20 protein-coding genes and 1 pseudogene are annotated in these 23,396 nt (G+C 29.8%); 17 read left to right on the top strand and 4 right to left on the bottom strand.

The window, feature by feature from the left end; translation table 11 throughout:
• Positions 1-5 precede the first annotated feature (5 nt).
• The 6 genes from JHL18_RS13655 to JHL18_RS13630 all read left to right on the top strand — a co-directional run bounded on the left by JHL18_RS13655 (position 6) and on the right by JHL18_RS13630 (position 7,273).
• On the top strand, positions 6-2,489 hold the full coding sequence (locus JHL18_RS13655; protein WP_200270077.1) for a site-specific integrase: 2,484 nt from the start codon (positions 6-8) through the stop codon (positions 2,487-2,489).
• Positions 2,464-4,623, top strand: coding sequence for a site-specific integrase (locus tag JHL18_RS13650; protein WP_200270076.1), 2,160 nt, complete (start codon positions 2,464-2,466; stop codon positions 4,621-4,623). Before JHL18_RS13655 ends, JHL18_RS13650 begins: the two co-directional genes overlap by 26 nt.
• A gap of 76 nt (positions 4,624-4,699) precedes the next feature.
• Positions 4,700-5,221 (top strand): anaerobic ribonucleoside-triphosphate reductase activating protein, encoded by a 522-nt coding sequence (gene nrdG, locus JHL18_RS13645; RefSeq protein ID WP_200270075.1) that lies wholly within the window; start codon positions 4,700-4,702, stop codon positions 5,219-5,221.
• A 16-nt stretch (positions 5,222-5,237) separates the two neighbouring features.
• Positions 5,238-5,609 carry a hypothetical protein gene (locus JHL18_RS13640; RefSeq protein WP_200270074.1) on the top strand — a complete coding sequence of 124 codons (372 nt, stop codon included), beginning with the start codon at positions 5,238-5,240 and terminating at the stop codon, positions 5,607-5,609.
• 354 nt (positions 5,610-5,963) lie between these two features.
• Positions 5,964-7,016 carry a hypothetical protein gene (locus JHL18_RS13635; RefSeq protein ID WP_200270073.1) on the top strand — a complete coding sequence of 351 codons (1,053 nt, stop codon included), beginning with the start codon at positions 5,964-5,966 and terminating at the stop codon, positions 7,014-7,016.
• An 89-nt stretch (positions 7,017-7,105) separates the two neighbouring features.
• Positions 7,106-7,273 (top strand): hypothetical protein, encoded by a 168-nt coding sequence (locus JHL18_RS13630; protein WP_200270072.1) that lies wholly within the window; start codon positions 7,106-7,108, stop codon positions 7,271-7,273.
• 66 nt (positions 7,274-7,339) lie between these two features.
• Here the strand turns inward: JHL18_RS13630 and JHL18_RS13625 are convergent, their stop codons facing one another.
• Positions 7,340-7,588 (bottom strand): helix-turn-helix domain-containing protein, encoded by a 249-nt coding sequence (locus tag JHL18_RS13625; protein WP_200270071.1) that lies wholly within the window; start codon positions 7,586-7,588, stop codon positions 7,340-7,342.
• A gap of 122 nt (positions 7,589-7,710) precedes the next feature.
• Between JHL18_RS13625 and JHL18_RS13620 the strand changes: the two genes are divergently transcribed.
• Together JHL18_RS13620 and JHL18_RS13615 are read left to right on the top strand one after the other, a co-directional pair.
• Complete coding sequence (locus tag JHL18_RS13620) at positions 7,711-9,354, top strand: ATP-binding protein (protein WP_243277884.1); 1,644 nt, start codon at positions 7,711-7,713, stop codon at positions 9,352-9,354.
• A 594-nt stretch (positions 9,355-9,948) separates the two neighbouring features.
• The gene (locus tag JHL18_RS13615; protein WP_200270069.1) at positions 9,949-10,134 is read left to right on the top strand and encodes a hypothetical protein; all 186 of its coding nucleotides are present in this window, start codon (positions 9,949-9,951) and stop codon (positions 10,132-10,134) included.
• Between the two features lie 358 nt (positions 10,135-10,492).
• On the opposite strand, the gene JHL18_RS13610 is transcribed toward JHL18_RS13615, so the two are convergent.
• A complete protein-coding gene (locus JHL18_RS13610) occupies positions 10,493-11,029 on the bottom strand; it encodes an ATP-binding protein (protein ID WP_200270068.1) in 537 nt (178 codons plus the stop codon).
• Between the two features lie 265 nt (positions 11,030-11,294).
• Positions 11,295-11,929: pseudogene (locus JHL18_RS26605) on the bottom strand (IS3 family transposase); the annotation flags it as partial.
• A gap of 592 nt (positions 11,930-12,521) precedes the next feature.
• Between JHL18_RS26605 and JHL18_RS13600 the strand changes: the two are divergent.
• The 7 genes from JHL18_RS13600 to JHL18_RS13570 all read left to right on the top strand — a co-directional run bounded on the left by JHL18_RS13600 (position 12,522) and on the right by JHL18_RS13570 (position 19,472).
• Positions 12,522-12,761 carry a hypothetical protein gene (locus JHL18_RS13600; protein ID WP_200270067.1) on the top strand — a complete coding sequence of 80 codons (240 nt, stop codon included), beginning with the start codon at positions 12,522-12,524 and terminating at the stop codon, positions 12,759-12,761.
• 513 nt (positions 12,762-13,274) lie between these two features.
• Entirely contained in the window at positions 13,275-14,924 is a 1,650-nt protein-coding gene (locus JHL18_RS13595) for an AAA family ATPase (protein WP_200270066.1), read from the top strand.
• Entirely contained in the window at positions 14,911-15,768 is an 858-nt protein-coding gene (locus JHL18_RS13590; RefSeq protein WP_200270065.1) for an HNH endonuclease, read from the top strand. Before JHL18_RS13595 ends, JHL18_RS13590 begins: the two co-directional genes overlap by 14 nt.
• 533 nt (positions 15,769-16,301) lie before the next feature.
• Entirely contained in the window at positions 16,302-17,180 is an 879-nt protein-coding gene (locus JHL18_RS13585) for a helix-turn-helix domain-containing protein (protein WP_200270063.1), read from the top strand.
• Positions 17,181-17,310: 130 nt separating this feature from the next.
• Positions 17,311-18,093 carry a hypothetical protein gene (locus tag JHL18_RS13580; protein ID WP_200270061.1) on the top strand — a complete coding sequence of 261 codons (783 nt, stop codon included), beginning with the start codon at positions 17,311-17,313 and terminating at the stop codon, positions 18,091-18,093.
• A gap of 21 nt (positions 18,094-18,114) precedes the next feature.
• Entirely contained in the window at positions 18,115-18,348 is a 234-nt protein-coding gene (locus JHL18_RS13575; protein ID WP_200270060.1) for a hypothetical protein, read from the top strand.
• Between the two features lie 662 nt (positions 18,349-19,010).
• Entirely contained in the window at positions 19,011-19,472 is a 462-nt protein-coding gene (locus JHL18_RS13570; RefSeq protein ID WP_200270058.1) for a 4Fe-4S single cluster domain-containing protein, read from the top strand.
• Positions 19,473-19,582: 110 nt separating this feature from the next.
• On the opposite strand, the gene JHL18_RS13565 is transcribed toward JHL18_RS13570, so the two are convergent.
• Entirely contained in the window at positions 19,583-20,482 is a 900-nt protein-coding gene (locus tag JHL18_RS13565; RefSeq protein ID WP_200270056.1) for an alpha/beta fold hydrolase, read from the bottom strand.
• A gap of 377 nt (positions 20,483-20,859) precedes the next feature.
• On the opposite strand from JHL18_RS13565, the gene JHL18_RS13560 reads away from it, so the two are divergent.
• Together JHL18_RS13560 and JHL18_RS13555 are read left to right on the top strand one after the other, a co-directional pair.
• Entirely contained in the window at positions 20,860-21,687 is an 828-nt protein-coding gene (locus JHL18_RS13560; protein ID WP_200270054.1) for a VanW family protein, read from the top strand.
• 76 nt (positions 21,688-21,763) lie between these two features.
• Positions 21,764-23,248, top strand: a complete 1,485-nt coding sequence (locus tag JHL18_RS13555; protein ID WP_200270053.1) for a leucyl aminopeptidase — start codon at positions 21,764-21,766, stop codon at positions 23,246-23,248.
• Positions 23,249-23,396 lie beyond the last annotated feature (148 nt).

Here is a 23,396-nt window from a genome sequence, read left to right as displayed (position 1 = left end):
GGTATATGGAGTTTCCAGGAGTTAATGAATTTGGGGAATATAATGATAGTGTCATATACGAATGCTCAGAAAAATCACGTAAATTATATGAGGATGTACTTATAAAATATAAAACTCCTAAGGATTTTTTAAATAAAGATGAATATAAGAGAAGTGAACATAAAGTGGTAATATTTCTTTGTTTAAAGCTAGGAGTTAGACCTAAATGCAACTTGCAAAGCTTAATAATAACAAATTCGCCTAAGTTAGTGCAATACTATAAATTAATTCCTGAAGAATTTATTTCAACCTATAAAGATATGATAGGTATTAGTCCAGAGCAAGAAACAAGATTCTGTTCTCAGATAATTAAAGCTTTAATTTATTTAAATAAGGAAAGATTAGAATGTATAACCTATAGGGACACTATCAAATTAAAAGATAAAGATTTTAATACTATTACTCCTCAAAAGATATCCTTTTTAAGTAAGTTCCAAAAATTAGTTATGATGATAAATCCTGATTCTAGGAGGTGTGAGTTTCCTCCTATTGAAGAATTAGAAGATTATATTAAAAATGTATTTCATGGAGATAAACCATTAGAAAATGTAAGAGTTTTATATAGAAAAATAATAATGAACTTTAACACACCAGAAGAATTCTTAAAACAAAAGAATTTTATTTATAGAGAAAATGTATTTGTAATTTTTTTATGTTTAAAACAGCACATTAAGCCCCAATATAATATACAAGAAGTTAGAATTAATAACTATAGAGAGATAATAAATTATTTCAATTTAGTTCCTAGTGAGTTTTGGGAGGGTTATGAAAAGGAAGTTAAAGGACTTGACCGTAGAAAGAGTAAATTTCTTGTACAAATTATTAAAGCATTAATATTCTTGAGAAAAACTAATGTTAACGAAATAACATATGAGGATATACTTAGATTAAGAGATAAAAATTTTTTTACAGGAGTTGCGAATAACGAGCGCTTCCCTACTATATTAGAAAAAGTATTAGGCATTATGAATAGACAGGCACTTCCTTATAAACTTCCACAATATATTGAATTAGATTATGGAACAAAATGTGAAAAAACCAAGGAAGTAATAAAAGAATATTTACAAAAAAAGTATATCAATAAAAATTACAAAACAGAAATGCCTTTAATTTATATAAGACAATTCTTTAAGTGGGTTAGTAAGAATTATCATGGAATATTGGGACTAGATGAAATAAATGAAGCTCATTGGTTAGAATATAAAGAGTATGTGATAATGAATAATAAATATAAAGAGAGAACAAAAGAAGTAAAAATAAGTCTTGTAGCTATGTTTTTTGAATGGACACAGAGAGAAAATATAATAAATACAAGAATTGTTGACATTAATGAAAGATATATTCGAAAAGAAGATTGTAAACCAAGAATGTTTAAGGAAAGAGAGTACAGTAAACTAATACTGCAACAAATACTTTTATTTGAACCATCTAGTGATCAAGAGTTATTATTTAAGATGTATATGCTAATAGCATCAGCTACTGGTTTAAGGAAAGAAGAAGTTTTATGGCTAGAACCTAATTGCTTATACAATAGCACATATGAATCTGCAGAGATATCACTTCAGGTAGTAGATAAGATTGGCGTGAAAAATAAAATTACATCTGTTCTCCCATGGGGAATTGAGCCTTTGAAGTATTTGATAAAAAGATTTGAAAATCTTGAAATAAAAATAAAGTTCTATAACGAAAGATTAGGCAAACATGTATATTCATTATTTCAATATGACAATAAGCTATTATCTAGAACATATATATATGAGAAATTTTCTGATATATTGAGCAAGGCAAATATTTTAGATGACTGTGGCGAATTGGTAGAATTCGCAGATGTAAAGATTCATGGATTTAGGCATCAGAAATTTAATGACATATATGAAATTACTAATGGAAGTATTGCTGCTGTAAAGGTTGATTCTGGTCATCGATCTTCTGAAATGGCTAGAAGATATACGAAACAAAATCAAGATAAGAGACAGTTACAAGCTCTTAGGCTTATTGAAGAAGGTATGATAGTAGGTAAAGGTGCTGAAATAATAAAGGAAATGTTAAAAACTCCATATTCAATAGAAAGATATATTGAAATAGTGAAAAAAATGACTCAGGATATACAAAGAAATGATGTGACTAAGTTTTTAGGTTTTGGATTTTGCTTTTCTAAAAAGTGTGAGATAGTTGGTGGATGTGAAAGGTGCGATTTCTTTTATACATGTGAAACTTATTTAGAAGAATTGGCGGATAGATATTCGAAAAATTTCGCTATTTTAAAAAGTAAGCTGGGAAGAGATTGGGAGAATACTATATTAGAAGAGTGCAATTCGCAGTTAATAATAGAATTAAAGTATCAAGAAAAGTGGTTGAGCGAATTAGGGATGACCGATGAGGAAATCAGTAAATTAAGAACTAAATTATTAAGAGAGGAATCAGATGGAGAGTCAAAGTTTGTATACTAATACTAGTATTTCAAAATTAGAATATAGTAGTAAATATAATCTAAAGCAAATTATAAAAATATTAAATATAGATAATATAAATAGTCACTTAAGCAGAGACCTATTTAAAAATGTTCTTGAGTTATATTTAATAGGAAATAAAAATATAAGTGCTAATATTGAATGGAATCTTAAAGGATTTGATAAGACTATTGAACAATTTAATGATATTTATAGTTGGGAAAATGCAAAAAGTTCAAATAAAATAATATCAAGTAAGAAAAAGTACACCAATATGATCTATTATGTAATTATGGTCTTGGCTAAGAGAATTAAAGCAGATAAGGTAGTTTTGAATATAAATTTGAAAATTCCAGAGATATTACATAATAATGAAATACAAAGGATACTATCTGCATCAAGTTTATTGGGATATGAGCCTAAGGCTTTAGTATCAGGATTTAGAAAATTGATGTTGTATTATTGCGTAGATTTAGATTATATAACGGAAGATATACTTTATGAATTTGCAGAATGGGCTTCAAAATCAGCTTTAATAAGCAACATGTTTTATGTTCTTAAATATCTTGGTAATATAGAAAAAAATGCTGAATTTATTAATAAAGGTCAAAGAAATAAAGTAAAATACGTAGATTCAATACTGATAAAGAATAATCTTTCATTGAATATATATAACGATTTTATGGCTTATATATATAAGATAGAATATAAAGAAACTGCGCATTCAAAGATTTTAGAAGCTAAAAAATTTATAGAATGGTTTGACTCGAATTATACAGATGCTGGTGGATTAAACGAATTGAAGTTTTGCCACATTGAAGATTATGCTGATTATACAAAAAGTTTGATGACTAAAGGTAATAATAAACTTTCAACTGAAACTGTAAATACGAGACTATCAAAATTAAGAAATGGGCTATTTAAATATCTTTCATCAAAAGAACTGATAAATAATGAGTTAGAATGTGATATATTTGCCAGTAACGGACTATATAGCGAACTATATTTTGATTCGATATTTTCTAAGCCAACGCCTATTCCTATGGAAGATAGGGTGAAAATAGAAAAAGCCATTTTAGCGAATTATGAGGATATAGATGATATTTATATTGATATAATAAGAATCTGTTTTTATACAGGTGCAAGACCTACTGAAGTTATATGCCTTATGCATGAATGTGATAAAGGAACTACTGAGATTCCAAGCTTACATATACATAGAGCAAAAAAGTTCAAAGAGAGATATATACCTATGATTAGTAATGTACAGTCTATAGTTAAAAAGTGGAAGATAATAAATAAATCATCATTACCAGTATATATGCAATATGATGGAAAAACAGTTAAAAGGCTTTTTTATAAACGTGGAAGAGTCAGTACTATACAAACTATAGAAGATTATTTCAATGAAATAATGATCAGAAATGGTATAATATCTACAGATAATAAATCTAAATATTCACTATATACGTTGAGAAGAATAAGAATATCTACATGGCTAGAATCAGGTTTAACCGAAGACGAAGTTGCTTATTTGGTGGGACACCAATCTATTGATTCACATAATAATTATATCATTAGTAAAGAATTACGAATGAAGAATGCTGATAATATATATAATCACTTTTATAAAGATTTATTTGAAACTATTAATGCTGGAGATCAATACGTTTTAAAAAAAGAGGACGATATAAAAGAAGATGATCTTGATAAGTTAAAGCAAATATTAAGTGATATAGAAAACAAGACCTTAAATGGTGTTGTTAAGGAAGCTATAATCAAGGAGTTTCCAGAGATGATAATGCCTATGCCATGTGGTGATTGTATGGCTAAAGCCTTTGATGATAGTTTTGAGTGTGAATTTATGAGACTACCATGTTTAGATTGTGATGACTTAGATTTTAAAAATATAGGCTTAGATTTTTTTGATAATTATTTAGAAAGATTATTTAAAAGCAGACAAGATAAAATGAAAAGGGGATTAGATGGCTTGGTGTTAAAGACTAATAATCAACTTGAACGGATTAAAGAATTTTATATAAATAGAATAGGTGTTAATATAGAAGAAATAGATGCAAAGTTTGATTATATTAAAAATAAGGTATGCAAGAAACGTGGTAGACCTAAAAAGTAGTAGTTAGTGAGAATTAGTGAAAAGGAAGGAGTATAGTAATATTTGGTGTTTAACTGTACCAAATTACTGAATGATTATGAATAAAGAGATTCGTTTATCAGGACTTATGCATGAAAGCTTGGTTAATGGACCAGGAGTGAGAAGAGTTCTATTTGGACAAGGGTGCCGTCATAATTGTGAAGGGTGTTTTAATGTAGAAACCCATCCAATGGATGGTGGTGAGTTGAAGGATATGGATGAATTAATTGATGAAATAGTGAAGAATCCAATTTTATCAGGGGTGACCTTTTCTGGTGGAGATCCTTGGGAACAGGCTGAAAAGTTCGCATATATAGCAAAAAGAGTCAAGGAATCTGTTGATAATCCCAATTTTAATATATGGTGTTATACCGGATATACATATGAATTTATTTTGACAAATAAGGATAGTAGACGTGGATGGAATGAATTATTAAAGTATATAGATGTTTTAGTAGATGGAAGATTTGAAAAAAATAAGATGGCAGATACTTTGAAATTCAGAGGTTCAAGCAATCAGAGAATTATAGATGTTAAGGAAAGTCTAAAAAAAGGTGAGGCAATCACACTTAAGTATTAAATTAGAGGGCTGTAAAATGAGTAGTAATGATAAAAGAGGAAAAGCTGGTGCTGTAGCTTTAAAAAAATCTGCAGCAGAGAAAATACAAAAAAATAAAAAGATACTAATTAGGGAATTAGATTATTTTAGAAAAATGAAGATACCTTTAGTAAAAACCGAACTTTCAAAGCAATCAGGTATTTCTATAGCAACATTAAACAGGAGTCCTTATAAAGAGATAATAAAAGAATATCTAGAAGAAGAAAAAACTTTACTATCGCCAAATGGTAGACAAGAGCTATCACAGCTTATACAAGAAAATAAACAATTAAAAGAAGAAATAGAATTTTGGAAAGAAAAATATAAGAGACTAAAGAAAGAAATCGTGTTTGTTAAGGAACTAATTTAGAAATTTATAAAATTAATATTACTAAAAACAGACTATATATGATTAAAGTAGTAAAAGACTATGTCTATAGTCTTTATTCAATTCTAACAATAAACATTAATTTAATTAAAAACTCAATATAATTACAAAGTACCATGATTATGCACTTGGTAAGTGGGTAAAAGTTGGATGAAAAGCCAAACATATAGGTTGAATATACGTCTACTTAAAATATGAAAGTAATAGGGCGCTTTACTAGTATTCTTGTGATACAAAAATTATTCTTGATTATTATTTTGCAAGCATATAAAATTATGGTAAACAAGTAAAAATAATCATTTATATTATTTGAGAGTTTATTGTGGGGGGAAAGCAATGGAAGAAAGTTCACAGTATGAAGCAAAAGGGGCACTTACTATTGATAATAAAGATAGTTTAGCTAAGTTAGTGATAGATCCAAATGAGTTACATTCTCTTTTTAATCTATTAAATGGTAAACCTGATAGTACCACTAGAATATTTCCTAGAGATGTAGTGATAGGTAGAGACGATTTATTTGTTCTGAAAGATAAAATGAGAGAAAAGCTAAAACAATATGAAATTACCACTTTAATAGAAAGCATAAGTGTGAGATTTGAAAAGAATAAATTTGAAGAATTCTCAAATTGGTACCAATTTGAAGATTATAATTGGACAAGCTCTAATTGTATCGATAATATGGTTTTGAAGTGGGATTTTATGATTAACTTCAAAGAATATAGATGTCCACAAAGGCATACAGTAGTTGTGAGACTATCATCTGGAATGAGACCAGATCAAATTTTGCAAATGCTGTTAAATGGTAAAATTGAGGATTTAGATAGTATAGATAAAAACTTAGCTCCGGTTATATGCGATGTAACTTTTGTGAATCATCTCATAGGAGATGAAATAATTAATATTGTAGAAGAATGGAATAAGGGGTTAAAACAAGGAAGCAGTATTAATAATAAATATAAGTATTTTAGGAGACATAAACTTGCAGTAGCTAATGGCATACAGAATATAACAAAAGTAACTGGATTAGGTGCTATTATAGGTGCAGTTAACCTATATATATCTAATTTCAATGTGAAAAATGTTTTTCAAATAAGAATTGATCAAATTCAAGGCTTGATTATAGTTGGAGCTATTGGATTTGTATTATATGGGATATTGAAGCAAATAGGATATCAGCTTGGAAAGTCTATTATTGAATCCTTGGATGATTATGGTGAGGTGTTTACTTTTAACATAACGAAGGGAGACTGTAACAAACAAGAAGAGTTGCTAAATGAAAATAATAAATATGTAAAAAATATTAATACTGGACTTGCAATTAGCATAATAGTTAATATAATATGTAGTATAGTAGCGAGTATTTTATATAATAAAATATTTCTTGGATAAAATACAAATAAGTGGAAATAATTTTAAGTGAAACAACATAATATTTTTACATATAATATTACATGTAAAATTTAAGGAGTGAATGAGCTATGTTGAAACAAATATTAAAAAAGACTAAAGAATTATTAATTGGACAACATAGAGAATCAACTAACGTAGATAACTCATTATTAAAGTATATGAGTAGAGAAGATTATGCTTATTTTATGGGAAAGGCGAAAGATAGAAAACAAAAAAATAAGTATATATACTATTAAGAGCAGACTTACTTGGTTTTTAATGACATTTGAATATTTTTTAGCAAATTTACTGAGGAAAAAAGCTTAAGTATTATAGATACTTAAGCTTTTTTTCTTATTAAATAAATCTTCAATTCTAATATTAAGGGCGTAGGCTATTGCATAAACTTCATAATCAAATACAGGCCTAGTTTCAGACTCAATTCTTGAAAGCATAGGTTCATCAATTTTGATGCCTTGCAAATTCATTTTTGCAACTAAATCCTTCTGAGTACAGTTTTTACTTTTACGGATTATTCTAAGATTATGTCCAATAACATTTTTTCTTTCCATTTGTATCATCCTTATACAATTTATGAATTAATTTTAGTAAATTGCAAAAAATAAAAGTTGTGCAATGCACAAGTTTTGCAAATCTTATTAAAATTTTTAAATTAGGAGTGATTTATTTGGAAATGTGTATACCACTTGTAAAGGATGTTTCTTTATATAAAGAAATTGCCAAGAATATAGTTAATCCATTAGAAGTTCCTAGAGAAGCTATAAGTAACTCTATAGATGCTGAAGCTAAAAATATAAATATAGAGCTATATCGTAATAATGAAGGCTTGTTCTGTATAGATTTTATAGATGATGGGGTTGGGATGGGAAGAAGTGAGATAGAAAGCTTTTTTAATTTAGGGGACTCACAAAAAGATATAAGAAGTATTGGGGAAAAAGGTTTGGGAACTAAAATATTCTTTAAAAGTAAGAGGATAGTTGTAAAGGCACAAAAAGAAAACGCAGAAAGAACTATTGCGATAATGGATAATCCTTGGGATAACTTAAATAGTAATAAGGTTCCTAGTTACACGATAGAAAATGAGTCTCCTATTATTGGCAATAATGGTACTGCAATTAGAATTGAGGGATATCTAATTGATAATCCTGAGAGGTATTTCAATTTCCACACCTTAAAAGATTATATTTTATGGTTTACTGCTGGAGGTAGCTTTAAAAGTCTCTTTGCTATATACCCAGAATTGAATAGGTATGTTAGAAATATGCAGATTGCTCCTAGAATATTTATCAATGATAAAATACAACAAATAAAAGAAGAGATAGCAGGAACTCATCAATTTTATCCTCCTCAAGAAAATCCTAAAGAAGATATTGATGAGAAGGTTTATAAGAAATCAGTAAATTATTGTAGACATTTTGGACCATACCACAGAAGCACTAATATAAATGGAGAATATGTTTCATTTCAAATGTACGGTACTGTATCTGGTGTAAATTGTAGAAAATCAATATGTAAGTTAAGACATTCGGAAAGACTAAAAAGTAGATTTGGAGTATACTTAGCTAAGGATTTTATTCCCGTGACTAAAAAGTCAAATTTAATAACAAACCCTAATTACCATCACTTTCATCTCATAGTAAATTCTCAAAATTTTGAATTAACTGCTGATAGAAATAATATAAGTAATCAAGATGATCCAAAAGTTAAGTGGATATTGAGCAATGCAAAAAAGATTATAGATGAAGATATATTACCAATTGCAGATAGTGTATATTTTAGAATGAGAAAGGAAGAAGAGTGCCAAGCACAAATACAAGAAAAAAATATAGCATTAAGGAATAGGATAAACAATTTTGATAAGCTTCAAGAATTAGATATAGAAAATATACCTATAAAGAAGATTCCTGATAATGAATCACAAGTAGCATTACTATTAGCAGCATTACTAAGTAATGATAGATTTAAGCAATATATAAATTACATAGAGTCTATTGCCCATTATTCACAGTATTCTACTACAGATTTAATTTGTATTGATAATGAGGGAAAACCAATATTAGTTGAAATGGAATTTTTATTAAGCAATATTTTTAGGCATGATCACCCATATGAAACTTTTGATTACATAGTATGTTGGAAGATAGATATTGAAGTCAATGAAAAAAGAAAATTAGTAGATGGAGCGGAATTAAAACTAATTTGTGAGAATGAAAATTGGTTTCTAAAATGTGGAGCAGATAAAGTCATTCCTATAATAGAATTATCATATATAGTTAAAACTGTTAGGGGGGTTAGGAGTATTAATGATGTTGGATAATGTTATTAATGGAGTAATGAGTAAGGTGAGATTGAGGTAAAATATGTTAAAAATACATTGATATAGTATAATAAGGATAGCCTATTTAGCCTCTAAACGGTAGTCTATCCTTTATTTATCTATTATGCGATTAGTCTAGTTATATTTAATTGATCCAGTATTAAGGGATAAGGAGAATGGTTATAATTGAAAACAATAAATAGTTATATTGAAAAAACTTAGAAGAATATATAGGAGATGAAGAATTAACTAATATCGAAAAGGGAGACAAGTTTTAAAAATGGATTTTATTATATCTTTTTGACAAATCTGATTCTAAAATTAATGCACAACGTATAAGCGAAGGGGTTTTTATTTGTTATGGACCAAATGATGGGTGAATAGATGCATCATTTATAGAAAATCATACAATAACTCTCATACAAACAAAATATAAAACTGCCAATAGTTATGGAAATATTATAGCTTTCTTAGAAGATATTAAAATGAATCTTATAAACATTGGGAAAAGAAATTTGAATAAGGAGTCAATGGAAGTCCTAGATTATTGTGATGATACAGAAGGTATAGATATATTTTAAAACACTTATTGAGATGTTTAACAAATTAGATGTAATTAGTGATGAAAACAATGATATAATCCATGCAGAAAAAGAGTTAATTGGATATAATCTTCCTAAGTTTTTGAAATCTAGTGTGGAGACAGATCCAGAAGTTATAAGTATTTTTCAAGATAAAATAAGAGATGAGATAGAAGAGATAGTGGGATTAATTAAATAACTCATTGTTGGAGATAATATAAGCCTTAATTATTGAAAAGAGGAGCTAATTACTAGGTGGCAATAAGCCACTAGAAAATATGTAAGATTTATTTTATTACTATTTCTTTAGTATCTTATTTAAGTTTTAACTTTTTTTATTATTTATTGATATAATAATGCTAACTATTATATTATTAGTGAAATAAACATGATTTGAGTATGGCACCGAATCAGCTTGCGTAAAAGTTGTGGGTGTCTTTCTTTTGGGGAGCATATATAGATTTGATTTACATAAACCTATGTATGTTCCCAAATCAAGAAATCACCATTACTAGAACTGGTGTTTTTACGAATGTGGTGAGAGGGATTGTGCTTAATCACACATATAGGATACTATCGAAGCCTTCCTCAAACTTGTCTATATTAGAATCAAAACTTGACATCTTCATAATAATATTTTTAGGTACCTTTCTCTCACTACATCTTCTTTCATTTCTTTCTAGGCATATATGAAGTGGAGTATTAAAAACAATTCCTATAATTATAGCATTACATTTTAGTCCAATATTTATTATGCTTTTTCTATATTTTTTATTAGTATTTGTTGCATCAAATATCACATTATTATTAAGCAATTCAGTTTTTATATTTTCCTTTGCGGTCTTTATAACTAAATTATTTGTATTTAAGCAAAATGAATAAGAGCCAAAGAGACTTTTCCTAATCTCGTCGGTTGAAATTATTACTGTGCTATTATCTTTTAGATTATGATCAGCGTAATAAGATTTTCCACAGCCAGGAATACCTATGAGAATATATAACCTTTTCTTTAAAAGTGATTCGTTTTGTGATAATAATTTTGGAGTCTTATTATTTCTGTAGTTATCTAAGCAAATAATATTAGAGTCTATCATATGTTATAATCTCCTAAATATAATATAAGTTTATGAGTAATATGTATCTATAATATAAATAAAATCCATTTAAAACCATTATTATATATGCAGCATTAAAATTAATGCTATTTTATATGTTATATAATATCTAAAATAAAAAGATAACTTACAGGTAATGATTTATATAAGTTTATGTTGAAAGTAAGCGTCTAAAATTTAAGAGGAAATATTTAATATTAATAGCACATATCTTAGATAGATTAGCATATTTTATCCAAAGATACTACTCTAAATCAAGAATATGATTTCTGCATTGGATAGGAGTCATCTTTTTTAAGTTCCATTGATATCTATATTTATTATAATAAGTCATATAGTCATCTATCTCATTTTTTAACGCATCTATAGTATAGTAATCACTGACTATATTGGCTTGATTTTTAAAATGCCCAAAGAACGATTCCTGCGGGGCGTTGTGTCAGCAGTTACCTCGTCTAAACATCGATTGATTTAAGTTATATATCTTAAGTTTATTCTGAAATATAGAACTTGTATAATTCAAACCTTAATCTGAATGAACAAATGTATCTTTAACGATCGACAAATAAGCCTTCTTGCGTCTATTTTTATATAATAAGTAGGTAATACCTTACCAGGAGCACTTTGTTTAAGGTCTCTATTAAGAAGGTTAGGAGATACTTTATGTTCTTTAGTAGTTTTAGGCATTCTTCTGTACGGATTGACTTTCTGATGAGGACAAACAATATTATACTTTTCCATAATTCTGTGAATTCGCTTTAGATTATATACAATTTTAAACTCTCCCTCTAGTGCCATTTTGATTTGCCTTGCACACTTTTTACGATTCTTGAAATTAAATGCAATTAGGATATTCTCTTTTGATTCTAAATCTTTTTCGTTCGCTTGCTAATAGAACTATTTTTTTTCTTCACCCCCATTTCTAACTTTTTTAAAGTTAAATCTTATCTTTTAGTAAATTAACTTGAGATTTAAGACGTTTATAATTTTTTCTATAGTGAGATCTTTTTCGTTAGGTATTCCTCCGGAGTTACCCTTTCGTATATCCTGTAACACAAGTACGCCATCTTCTCTATAAGAAGTATGACACCTGTTTGATTAACTCTTTGCCTAATATAGATATTTCAAAACTGCATTCTTCGAATATTATTCTTAGAAGTCTTCCTTTCTCATACTCGGTTATGAAAACTCTCTTAAATTCATCAGTATATGTAAATGCTTTATTACTAACTTTTTTAAAATGTTTGTTTTTAAATGATAATGCTACTTCTTCTATATCTGTTAATTTAATTATGCAAAAAGTACCATTAGAGTAGTGTTTTTAGCGTCTGCTCTATAGGGTACATTTCAAAATTTGTTGTAGCTCTCTTTAAAGGCGTGTTTTAGTAATCTTATGGAGGAAATAACAGATATTTGTAGAATAGAGGTATAATAAGTGGAAAATATAGTTTTTTAAGAAACAAGGGTAAGTATGATTATTGAATTGCATTGTCATACAAAGAAAGTGAAAACGGGAGATGCTAAAACAAGAAATGTAGATGTTAAGAAATTTTCTACAAAGGTTCAAGAGTCTAATGTGGAAATTGTGAGGATAACAAATCACAACAATTTTCACTATTATCAGTATAAAGAGCTAAAAGATTCTGTGAAGGATTTTTGTATGGTTTGGCTAGGTATAGAATTAGATATAGATGGCAAGAAAAATAGGTGACATTTAATTGTAATAGCAAACCCTGATAATGATTTAAAAGGGATTTTTAGTACCGGGGATACCAGGTGTTTTCCTTAAGCAAAGACAATTAAATGCTATTCTTAATTAATCATATATTAATAGCAAAACGTAATTAACATGAGGGTGTCAGAATATGTTTAATACATATAAGCTAGATAAATCAATGTCTTAATTGGTTATGGTTGCTTGTAAAATGGTGATGTTAAAGGATATATTATAGGTGGTTCTGATAATGTCTATAATAGGAACTTAGTATATCAAGTAAATAGATTAATATGTAGCAAAGCCATTAGTATAAATGATTTACTACAGGGATTTGATGAGTAAAGGCAAAATGGCAACTATTATTTTTGATCCTGGTGGAGTGTTTATATGTATTAATGTAAGAGAAATTATATAGATAAAAAGTTATTAGCTATAGTTTATGAAGCTTTGGTGTGTATCATTATGACTTTGTAAACACGTGTTTATCAAAATATGGAGGGAAGAGTTATGAAATTTAAACTTATTGATTCTCTTTATGAAGCGAGAGATACAGATACAGTATATCTGATTTATATACATTGGGATGATTATGGATATTGCACTGAATTTGAAGCATATTACCTTGCAGTAAAAGAAGAAGGGCTTCAAAAACTTGGCGTTCTTAAAATTGGGTGTTACAACTTAAAGAATAAAGTTGAACCAACAAGAACGATTAATGATTATCTCTCTTACTCTATTAAGCAATTGCTACCAAAAAATACTTTTAAAAGTTTACCGGAAGACTTTTTTTCTTTAGGTCAAGATATTAATTATTATAAAAATATTAATAGGATTTTGGATGAGCGAGCTTTTAATTACTATGAATCATTAAGAGATTTGTCAAGTAATATAGATCAGTTCAAGAGGATGCATAATCAAGGAGAACCAATCTTGATAAATTCATTGATGAGAAACCTTTATTACCCTGTTATACTACAGTTTTGTAGAATCATTCATGGCGAATCTGAATTGACCCCTTATTCGTTTGACTTTAAGTATGATACTGAAGAAATTAATATTAACGTAGTTCCTGACTCAAAGCCACCATCTAATATTCATGTATTAATTGGAAGAAACGGTGTAGGTAAAACATGGCTTTTATACAACATAGTTAATAGATTATTGCAAAATAGTGGTAGTGAAGTAGCACTTGAGCCATCGAAAAAATACGAAGTAAGTGACCGATTTTCCATTGAATGCGCGCAAAATAGCTTTTCTGGTGTAATTGGAATATCCTTCAGTGTATTTGATGATGCACTGTGCTTAGAAGTTGATAATAACTACTTAGAGAGTTTAGATAAAAAAGTTGCTAAAGAAAAACTAGAAATCTTTAATAGAAAGTATAAGTACATTGGATTAGTTAGTAAGAATCAGAAGGATGGAAAAACTAAAACAAAATCTGTTGAAGATCTGAAAAAAGAGTTCAGAGATGCCTTGAAAAGGATTAAAATGCATAGAAATAAGATTGATATTTATCTAGAAACGTGTCGAAATTTAAATACAGATCCAATGTTTTCAGATAATGAATTCATAAAAATACTTGAATGTTATCTAAATAGTGAGGATATACCTAAAGAAGGATATGATTTAGAGACACAAGAACTGAAGTTAGTTATGTATAATTTTAACAAGTTAAGTTCAGGACATATGATTATTATGCTGTCACTAACATTGCTCTCTGAATCCATCTATGAAAAAACAATTGTTGTAATCGATGAACCAGAGACACACTTACATCCACCTTTACTATCAACCTATATTAGAACACTTTCATATCTTTTAGTTAAGAAGAATGCTGTGGCAATTATAGCAACACATTCACCTATAGTGTTGCAAGAAGTCCCTAGAAATTGTGTAAATAGGGTGGATAGAGTAAAAAAAGACATGTATTTTTCAGATATAAAAATAGAATCATTTGCTACGAGTATTGACTCATTAACAAGGGAGGTTTTTGGACTTGAGCTTATTAAAACTGGATTTTACCAACTGATTGAAAGGGAACTTGAGAGTGATTTTGAAAAAACTCTTGAGAAGTTTGAGAAAAATGTAGGTTATTTAGGACAAGTATTAATTCAAAGTCTCGTTAATAAGGCGGTGAAAGATAATGAAGAAAATTGATAAGCCTAGTATTACGCAGGAAGATATATGTAATTCATTTAAGAATCTAGATTACAAAGATAGGATAATACAAGAATCAAATGAATATGATCAAAATGTTTATGATGTCGAGAATTTTCTAAATAAAGAAAATGAATTCACAAGAATGGATAATGAATTTAAACAATATATGAAAAATACGTATAGCAATAGATTTAGTAGTTCTAATAAAAGCTATAAAGATTCATATGCATTTTATAAAAAATTAAGGAGTTCAGTAGAGGTTTGTCCATATTGCAATTACTTTACTCGAACAGTTAGACAATTGGATCACTATCTGCCAAAGTCAATATTTCCGTCATTTGCGATAACAGCGAATAATCTTGTTCCTATTTGTAAAGAATGTAATGAAGATAAGGATAACTATTATTCAATTAAAAAAGAAGCAATGCTTCTTCATCCATATTACGATGAAGTTGCTAATGATATTTTACAATTCTTAAAGTGTAAGGTAATTGAAAATTTCAATATAGGGTTCCAATTCTATATTGAAAAGTTAGAAGGATGGGATGAAGATACCTATAAAAGAGTTAAATTTCATTTTGAAAAGCTAAAGTTGGACAAATTGTATCAAGGAGATTTCATTGCTGATTTTACAGGTTTTATAGGATACATAGAGGAAATTAAAGGGCTGTTTCCTGTGATGGATAAGGATGTTATAAAGAAACTGGTTGAGGGAAAAGTGAACTCTCTAGAAAAACAGGGAAATAAACCATGGTCATACGCTGGATTTAAAAGCGTTTTAGAAAATAATTGGTGTATGAATACCTATATACCACACAAATGTAGTATTGAGCAGACTTAATTGCAGAGATAAGTGAGCGAAAAATCATTCGTAGAATTGAGATAATATAATTTTATACTTAGGCTATCTAAACTTTCTTAGATTATGATATATCTGCGAAAATATAATAGTATTGATAAGTCCTAGCTAAACATCACATTATCCATATAACTTGAGAGAATCTTGGAATGCTTATTATCCTAATAATACAAGTGTACCCAATTTGATATCGTATTATTAATGTCAAGGGTGAAAGAGCAGGTGTGTAGAAAGTCAAGAAGGTAAGCAATTTGTGCTTTTGAGCCAAGGTATGATCGTTCAGATCGAGTGATATTTTTCCGAATGTGAACATATCATAGTGAGACTTAAACCAATTGGTCGTCAGTGATTTACTAGTGGCCAAGTTAGATGTTTGATACCTTTGAGTGGACGATTTAGATGCTTTTTGCGTAAAGTCTTATGTGATAGCATAAGCAAGAATTATATTTTTATTAAGACTAGAGTGCTATTACTCTGCTTAATTTAATAAAACAGACTGGATTGGAGTAAATGTGATGGATGTTGATAATATAAGCAAAAATATAAGGAATCTGAGAATAGCTTATGGAGAAACGCAGATGGATCTTGCTTATGCGCTTGGTCTAGAATCGCCGGCGGCAATTGCAAACTATGAAAAGGGGACTCGAAAACCAAAGCCAAAAGTACGTAAGAAAATTGCAGCTCATTATATGGTAACGGAAGATGAACTTGAGTATGGCAATTTTTCTAGGCTTAATATCGTTTCGCTTCCCCTTGACGATATAATGCAAATGAGAGAAATGACTACAACATTTCTTCCAATTATATGTACAGACGAAGCACTAACTGACCCCCTATTTAGAAAAGGTTATGAAGCTCATATCAGTATGTATAAAGACATGAAGGTGGGCAAAGAAATTGACCAGAAAGATTTTGATATTTGTATAAAAGCTTACATCGATTCATGCGAGTCAAATGACACGACTGAGTCTGCAGTAAACTGTCTTTGGTGGTTTTTATTAAACGGGTTTGGAATAGCAAATGCGCACATGGTTAATGGTTTAAAAGCAATGGAAAAGAAACAGATTGAAAAGGCCGAATTTCTCAAAAACTACTATTTATACAATTCTGATGATGAAGTTGATGATGAACGAAAGAAAGAGCGACAGGAACTTCTTGATAATGTTGAAGAAGTTATTATTACATTACTTCAAAAACTGAAAGCTTCAGCACAGTGGTCTGATCTCGCTGATTACTATACAGCATTAAGATATACATTCTGTATAGTGGATAATAATTTAAGTGACGATATGAATCGTACCGTTGGAGGGGAGATGATGTTAGCAATTGCAACATTAGGCAATAAGTATGCAAATACATTTCTTCGATTAGGTATAGATGCTAGTAAAAAATAAACAACTTGTATGTTTGGAGCTCATGATTATTCCGGAGCTCTTTCTTTTTTCTAACTTCACGAAACGTGAACGACATTGTAGTTCAAACTAAGTAAAATGAAGGTGCAAGCAAAAACAAGGAGGTGATTATATGTTTAAAATAAACTACAAGACCATTCTCGGGATCATTGGGGGAGTAGCTGGAGCCACACTGTTAGGAATTGGAATTGATGAATTAATTGAGCGATTCTCACCATATGACGGAGAAGGTTATGACAAGAATAGCTTGAACCGGCAAGGCTACAACGCAGAGGGGTTCGATAAACGAGGGTTTGGAATAGATGGCTTCGATAGATCCGGTCGTGACAGAAGAGGTTATGATAGAGCAGGCTTTGATCAGTATGGATTCGACCACTATGGATATGATGCGGAAGGTTATTCCCAGAGTGGATACTCAAGAGATGGCTTCAACAGAGAAGGCTTGGACCGACAGGGATATGGCCGTGACAAGTATAATCGGTCCGGTTTAGACCGGGCTGGACATTGCAGGCAGTTCTATTCTGACCACTTAGAGCAATTGCGGGGCAGGCTAGATGATGCCTATCAGCAAATGCAGCATGACAAATATCGGTACGCAATTTATGATGCTAGAGTTGTTATGGAAGAAGCTTTAAAACTCGTAGTTCAGCATTCTAAGGGTCAGGATGTAATAGACGACAAGATGTTGGTGAATCTTAAAATTTGTGAACGTAAGCATCTGTTAGGAGATGATAGTGAATTTCTGGATAGGTTACATGGCGTGAGGCACATTTGTAACGCGAATGGGCATGAATTAAACGCTGAGGAAGCAATGACTCATAGCAAAGTGTACTTCGTGATTATGCAGATTAGGGAACTTTTAAATTTAGCAGAAAGTGCATTAGCATGCACCTAAAAATAAAGGAGGAAAATAATTATGGGAATTGCAGACTTATTGAAAAACTTAGCCAAGGGGTTGTATGACGGTGAAAGAACCGATAGAGAAATGAATAATATTTCTTCTGGTTTTTACATAGAGAAGGGTACTCCAGTTAAGTACCGCGAAGGTAAAAGTACAAAGTTTTTTGATGGAAAAGAGAACATCAGAATTTCTGGAAAACGTACAGAAGAGCGTTTTGCTACCGATGAAGAAAAGACTTCATTTTTTTAAAGATATGGCTTTATCCCGGATATGTTTGGTGAACACCCAGAAGTGATGGACTACAGCCATCAGTATTATGAAAGCCAGAAAAAGGAAAAGACTTATGGATTTAAACAAAAACGAAGAAGGCACTAGCCAAAATTGAGTAAATGCCTTCTTCTTTTATAGTGTTCTCAGTTATATCTACCTTCACTCCAGAGTTGAATTTTAAGGTTAATTTGCCCTCGTAAATGGTGGTTTTTTCACTCAACCCACGGACAGCTCGTTATTTCAGTTAAGGAGGTGGACTGCTCTTGTAAGAACTTACTCAAATCAGCAATGAATTTTATCTAAAGTGAGATATGAAATATGGCTTGTTATTGGAAAATTGTTTTACATAGAAGTTGCTTATAAAGAATTCAAATTAGTAAAATATCTCATACTTATTCTTATTATTAACTTTAAGAACAAAACATAAATGTATAGTTAATAGAGGACTAGCACTATATGTTTTAAAGAACAAAGGTAATTATAATATAATCTTCTAATGATTTAGAAATATTGATACAATTTTGAAGTGCAAAATGTAATTGAATCATAGAAATAAGACATCATCTTTCATTTCCACAAGATATCTACAGTTTTATGTTGGAAATTATTTTATGCTTTTTATAAAATCTAATTAATTGAGCATGAGTATTGTAATTACTGAGTTTTTTATTTGTGAGAAGTATAAAAACTATAGATACGGTTTCTGTTTTAACCCAGAGACCCATAGCTTTGATGGTGGTGAATTAAGAAATATGGATGAGCTGATAGATGAGCTTAAAGGTAATCCGATAATAAGTGGTGTGACCTTTAGTGGTGGAGATCCTTTTGAACAGGCGGATAAGTTTTCTTATATGGCGCAGAGGATAAAAGTTCTAGGTCTTAATATATGGTGCTATACAGGTTATAAGTTTGAGTACATATTAAACAACTTGAAAGATAATGAAGATTGGAATAAGCTTATAAATAATATAGATGTGTTGGTTGATGGAAGATTTGAGATAACATTAAGAGATGAAAGTGTAAAGTATAGAGGTTCATCAAATCAACGAGTTATAGATGTAAGGAGTTCACTAAATAGTGGTGAAGTTATAACTTTATACTAGCATAATTGAATAATCTAAAGTGTACATAAAGAAACCATTTAACATAAATGGTTTCTTTTATTTATGTATATGAAAGGCGCTTCAGCGACTTTTTATTGTTATTAATTGTATTAGTTTGACATAAATGAAATAAGTTCATTTACAAATAAATCTTCTGATTCTGCAAATGGCATATGGCCACAATTAGATATAATAGAAAGCTTACTGTCTTTGATCTGATCATTAAAAGTATATGCATTGTCTACAGGTAGAACATTATCCTTAGCACCCCAAATTATCAAGGTTTTAGCATGTATATCCTTTAATCTGTCCTTCAAGTTATCGATAGATTTACAGTTACCCAATAGTTTCTGTACTGTACTACTAGTTAGCTGTCTGTTATAGAATAAGTTCTTTTCAAAGGTATCGTAGTTTATATATTTGGGATTATTAAAGTTTAGACTATACATAGCAAGCTGAGGAAAATAAGTTAGCATACCTTCTTTTATTATAAACTTTGGAGGATTTGCATGAACATGTTCTCCAAGACCAGTGCTATCTACCAGTATAAGTCTATCGATAGAATCTTGATGGTTAAGTGTCATCAGTAGTGCTATGCCACCACCCATTGAGTGACCGAGTACAGAGAATTTCTTATATCCTAAACTATTCATAAGATCTTTGCATATCTTAGCAACAGTATTTGTATTATAATCTAAGTCATCTCTTTTGTCTGACAGTCCAAAGCCTATTAGATCTACCGAAACTACTCTATATTTGTCTGATAACCTTTTTGATAAATTATTATAATCATCAGAGGATGAGAATAATCCGTGTATTAATAATATTGGCGGGTTATTTTGGTTTCCAGTGATTTTATAATTTATATTCACATTATCTACTTTAGCAATATTATTTGGTATCGCTTCAAGAGAATTATCAATTATGAGTGTTTGAAGATAATTTATGGCAAGAATTAAAATAAGCGATAATATAATAATTAAACTGGTTGATTTTAACCAACGTTTCATCAAGTATCCTCCTGAATGATAATTAAAAATGAAAGTTACTGTATATGTACCTATTGTACTTACCTAAGAATGTATTACAATAGCATCATATAAATTTATTATAAACTAATTATATCAAATTTATATGATGTATAGGCATTCTGGCTTCATATTCTTAAAATGAACTAACAAATATTTCAGCTATTAATGGTACTTTGTTTTAATTATGAATTGTATTTGCAATTAGTACATCCATATAAATAATTATATGAAGAAGCGAATACTTACGAATGCTTGGATTAAAATGTAAAATGGTATATGATTATAATAATGGAACTTTTTATGAAGTGACACGTATTAATTATTATAAGCACAGTAAAGAGAGGTTATAAATTAAAATGGGTAGAAAGTTATTTTGTGAAATTAGTCCTTTAACATATAAGATTTCTGTAGCTAAAGAACAAAGTAAAAGATATCTTAAGTGGTGGTTTGGAGGAGAAACATATGCAAAGGAAAGAAGTAGTACTAAGCTTCCTATATTGGTATATTCACATAATTCACTGATAAGAAGAAAGCTTGGTAATGTTGAGCAAAGCTTACAAGAAAACAAGGCGGTTAACTTAATGTTGACAACCTCAAAAATTGATGGGATTTTAATAAAACCTGGTGAGACATTTTCATTTTGGAAGCTCGCTGGAAGATGTACTAAGTCAAAAGGGTATCTGGAAGGACTTACTATAAACAATAGTGGGACAAGCAGAGGTATAGGGGGTGGAATGTGTCAATTTACCAATTTGATACATTGGATGGTTCTTCATAGTGAACTTACTATAGTAGAACATCATCATCATAATGAATTCGATCTGTTTCCAGATTATAATAGAGCACTTCCTTTTGGAACTGGTACATCTATAGTATACAACTATCTTGATTATCAAGTTAAAAACAATACTAAAAATACTTATCAAATAATAACATACACTACAGATACTCATTTATGTGGGGAGTTAAGATGTTTAAATGAGCAACAATATTCATATCATATAGTTGAAAAAGAAGCTCACTTTTCTATAGAGGGTGATGATTATTATAGGAACAATAAGGTATTTAGAAGAATAATTAATAAAATTGATGGTAATATAATTGAAGAGAGATTGCTAATAAAAAATCATTCAAAGGTTATGTATGATAGTAAGTATATAGACAGTGAATTAATTAAACGATAAAATTATTTTATAATCAAATAAGTAAGTTTTATATTTGAAGAAATAAGTTTATTATCAAGAAAGAGGTGTAGAGGTAATGAATATTGGATTTAAAAAATTTGGATGCACTGATGGTGAGGCAGCTATAATTTCTCTTTTTGAAGATAGATTACAGACTCCTAATGGTGATGTAAATACTGTATTAGAATATGCTAAAAACAAAGGAAGCTTTTTAGGAAAGTTCGGGGAAATATATAATTTCGTTAGAACTATAGATGGCAAAACTCAGGATATGGTTTTAGTTGGTCTTGGTAAAGAAGAAGCTATTGATGGAGAAAAGATTAGAAGAGCTGTAGGAAAAGCTTTAAAAAAGGCTACAGAACTAAAAAATAAGAAAATATTCTTGAGACTTATAGATACAGATAAAGTTGAATTAAACTTAGTTGTAAAAGCTATGGTTGAAGGTGCTGGGCTAAGCACGTATAAATTTAATAAGTACAAGAGTGAAAAAAATGGGGATAAAGATCAAAGAGAATTCGAATTCTCAATTGGAAGCCCAAACATAGATGATATTAAAGCGTTAGATGTAGATAAATTTATAGAGGAAGCTAAGGTGCTTGTAGAAACAACAATATTAGCAAGGGATCTTGTAAACGAGCCTGCAAACACAATTTATCCTGAAACTTTAGCTGAAGAAGCTGTAAAGGCTGGAGTTAAATATGGATTCGAGACTGAGGTTCTTGAAAAAGAACAAATATGTGATTTAAAAATGGATGCTTTTTTATCAGTAGCTAGGGGTTCAAAGAAAAAACCAAGACTTATTGTGATGAGATATTTTGGAGATGATCAGAATAAAGACAATATACTTGGGTTAGTTGGAAAAGGACTAACTTATGATTCAGGTGGATATTCATTAAAACCAAATGATGGAATGGTGACAATGAAATCAGATATGGGTGGCGCTGCTGCAGTTATAGGTGCAATAAGTGCAATAGCAAAATGTAAGCTTAAAATTAATGTAGTAGCTGTGGTAGCTGCATGTGAAAATATGATTTCTGGAAAAGCTTATAAACCAGGTGATATAATTGGATCTATGGCTGGAAAAACAATAGAAGTTTTAAATACTGATGCAGAAGGAAGGCTAACTTTAGCTGACGCAGTTACTTATATCATAAGAAAGGAAAATGTATCTGAAGTTATAGATTTAGCCACTCTTACTGGAGCAGCCTTAGTAGCTCTTGGAACTACAACTACTGCAGTGGTAACTAACAAGGATACTTTCTATGAGGAACTTGTTAAAGCATCTAAGGTGTCAGGAGAGAAGGTTTGGCAGCTGCCTGCATTTGATGAATATAAAAAGTTGATAAAGTCTGATATTGCTGATCTTAAGAATATAGGTGGAAGAAATGCAGGAACAATAACTGCAGGACTTTTCATAGGAGAATTCGTGGAAGATAAGCCATGGCTTCATCTGGATATAGCAGGAACTGCATGGACTGATGCTGCAGATGATTACTCTATAAAGGGTGGTACTGGTGCTGGAGTAAGAACTCTATATGAATTAGCAAAAGCTAGACGCTAATAAAAAAAGCATTACCTATTTAAGAGGGCACTGAAAAAGTCCCTTTTAGCAAATTAGACCTAGAAAATTGTCAGGAGACAATTTTCTAGGTCTTTTATGTTATACTTAAATTATTAAATTTATGTGGGTGATTCAAATGATTAAAAAG

The sequence above is a fragment of the Clostridium yunnanense genome (assembly GCF_016595795.1).
Lineage (GTDB): Bacteria > Bacillota > Clostridia > Clostridiales > Clostridiaceae > Clostridium_AR > Clostridium_AR yunnanense.
Note: the sequence above shows the minus strand (reverse complement) of the source record. Positions and strands in the feature narration are given on the sequence as shown.

Coding starts and splice junctions, on each gene's coding strand:
- JHL18_RS13615 (WP_200270069.1), top strand. CDS start 9,949: ATGTTTAACAAATTAGATGTAATTAGTGATGAAAACAATGATATAATC.
- JHL18_RS13560 (WP_200270054.1), top strand. CDS start 20,860: ATGGGTAGAAAGTTATTTTGTGAAATTAGTCCTTTAACATATAAGATT.
- JHL18_RS13620 (WP_243277884.1), top strand. CDS start 7,711: ATGTGTATACCACTTGTAAAGGATGTTTCTTTATATAAAGAAATTGCC.
- JHL18_RS13570 (WP_200270058.1), top strand. CDS start 19,011: ATGAGTATTGTAATTACTGAGTTTTTTATTTGTGAGAAGTATAAAAAC.
- JHL18_RS13655 (WP_200270077.1), top strand. CDS start 6: ATGGAGTTTCCAGGAGTTAATGAATTTGGGGAATATAATGATAGTGTC.
- JHL18_RS13600 (WP_200270067.1), top strand. CDS start 12,522: ATGATTATTGAATTGCATTGTCATACAAAGAAAGTGAAAACGGGAGAT.
- JHL18_RS13555 (WP_200270053.1), top strand. CDS start 21,764: ATGAATATTGGATTTAAAAAATTTGGATGCACTGATGGTGAGGCAGCT.
- JHL18_RS13610 (WP_200270068.1), bottom strand. CDS start 11,029: ATGATAGACTCTAATATTATTTGCTTAGATAACTACAGAAATAATAAG.
- nrdG (WP_200270075.1), top strand. CDS start 4,700: ATGAATAAAGAGATTCGTTTATCAGGACTTATGCATGAAAGCTTGGTT.
- JHL18_RS13590 (WP_200270065.1), top strand. CDS start 14,911: ATGAAGAAAATTGATAAGCCTAGTATTACGCAGGAAGATATATGTAAT.
- JHL18_RS13635 (WP_200270073.1), top strand. CDS start 5,964: ATGGAAGAAAGTTCACAGTATGAAGCAAAAGGGGCACTTACTATTGAT.
- JHL18_RS13630 (WP_200270072.1), top strand. CDS start 7,106: ATGTTGAAACAAATATTAAAAAAGACTAAAGAATTATTAATTGGACAA.
- JHL18_RS13575 (WP_200270060.1), top strand. CDS start 18,115: ATGGGAATTGCAGACTTATTGAAAAACTTAGCCAAGGGGTTGTATGAC.
- JHL18_RS13625 (WP_200270071.1), bottom strand. CDS start 7,588: ATGGAAAGAAAAAATGTTATTGGACATAATCTTAGAATAATCCGTAAA.
- JHL18_RS13585 (WP_200270063.1), top strand. CDS start 16,302: ATGGATGTTGATAATATAAGCAAAAATATAAGGAATCTGAGAATAGCT.
- JHL18_RS13640 (WP_200270074.1), top strand. CDS start 5,238: ATGAGTAGTAATGATAAAAGAGGAAAAGCTGGTGCTGTAGCTTTAAAA.
- JHL18_RS13580 (WP_200270061.1), top strand. CDS start 17,311: ATGTTTAAAATAAACTACAAGACCATTCTCGGGATCATTGGGGGAGTA.
- JHL18_RS13595 (WP_200270066.1), top strand. CDS start 13,275: ATGAAATTTAAACTTATTGATTCTCTTTATGAAGCGAGAGATACAGAT.
- JHL18_RS13650 (WP_200270076.1), top strand. CDS start 2,464: ATGGAGAGTCAAAGTTTGTATACTAATACTAGTATTTCAAAATTAGAA.
- JHL18_RS13565 (WP_200270056.1), bottom strand. CDS start 20,482: ATGAAACGTTGGTTAAAATCAACCAGTTTAATTATTATATTATCGCTT.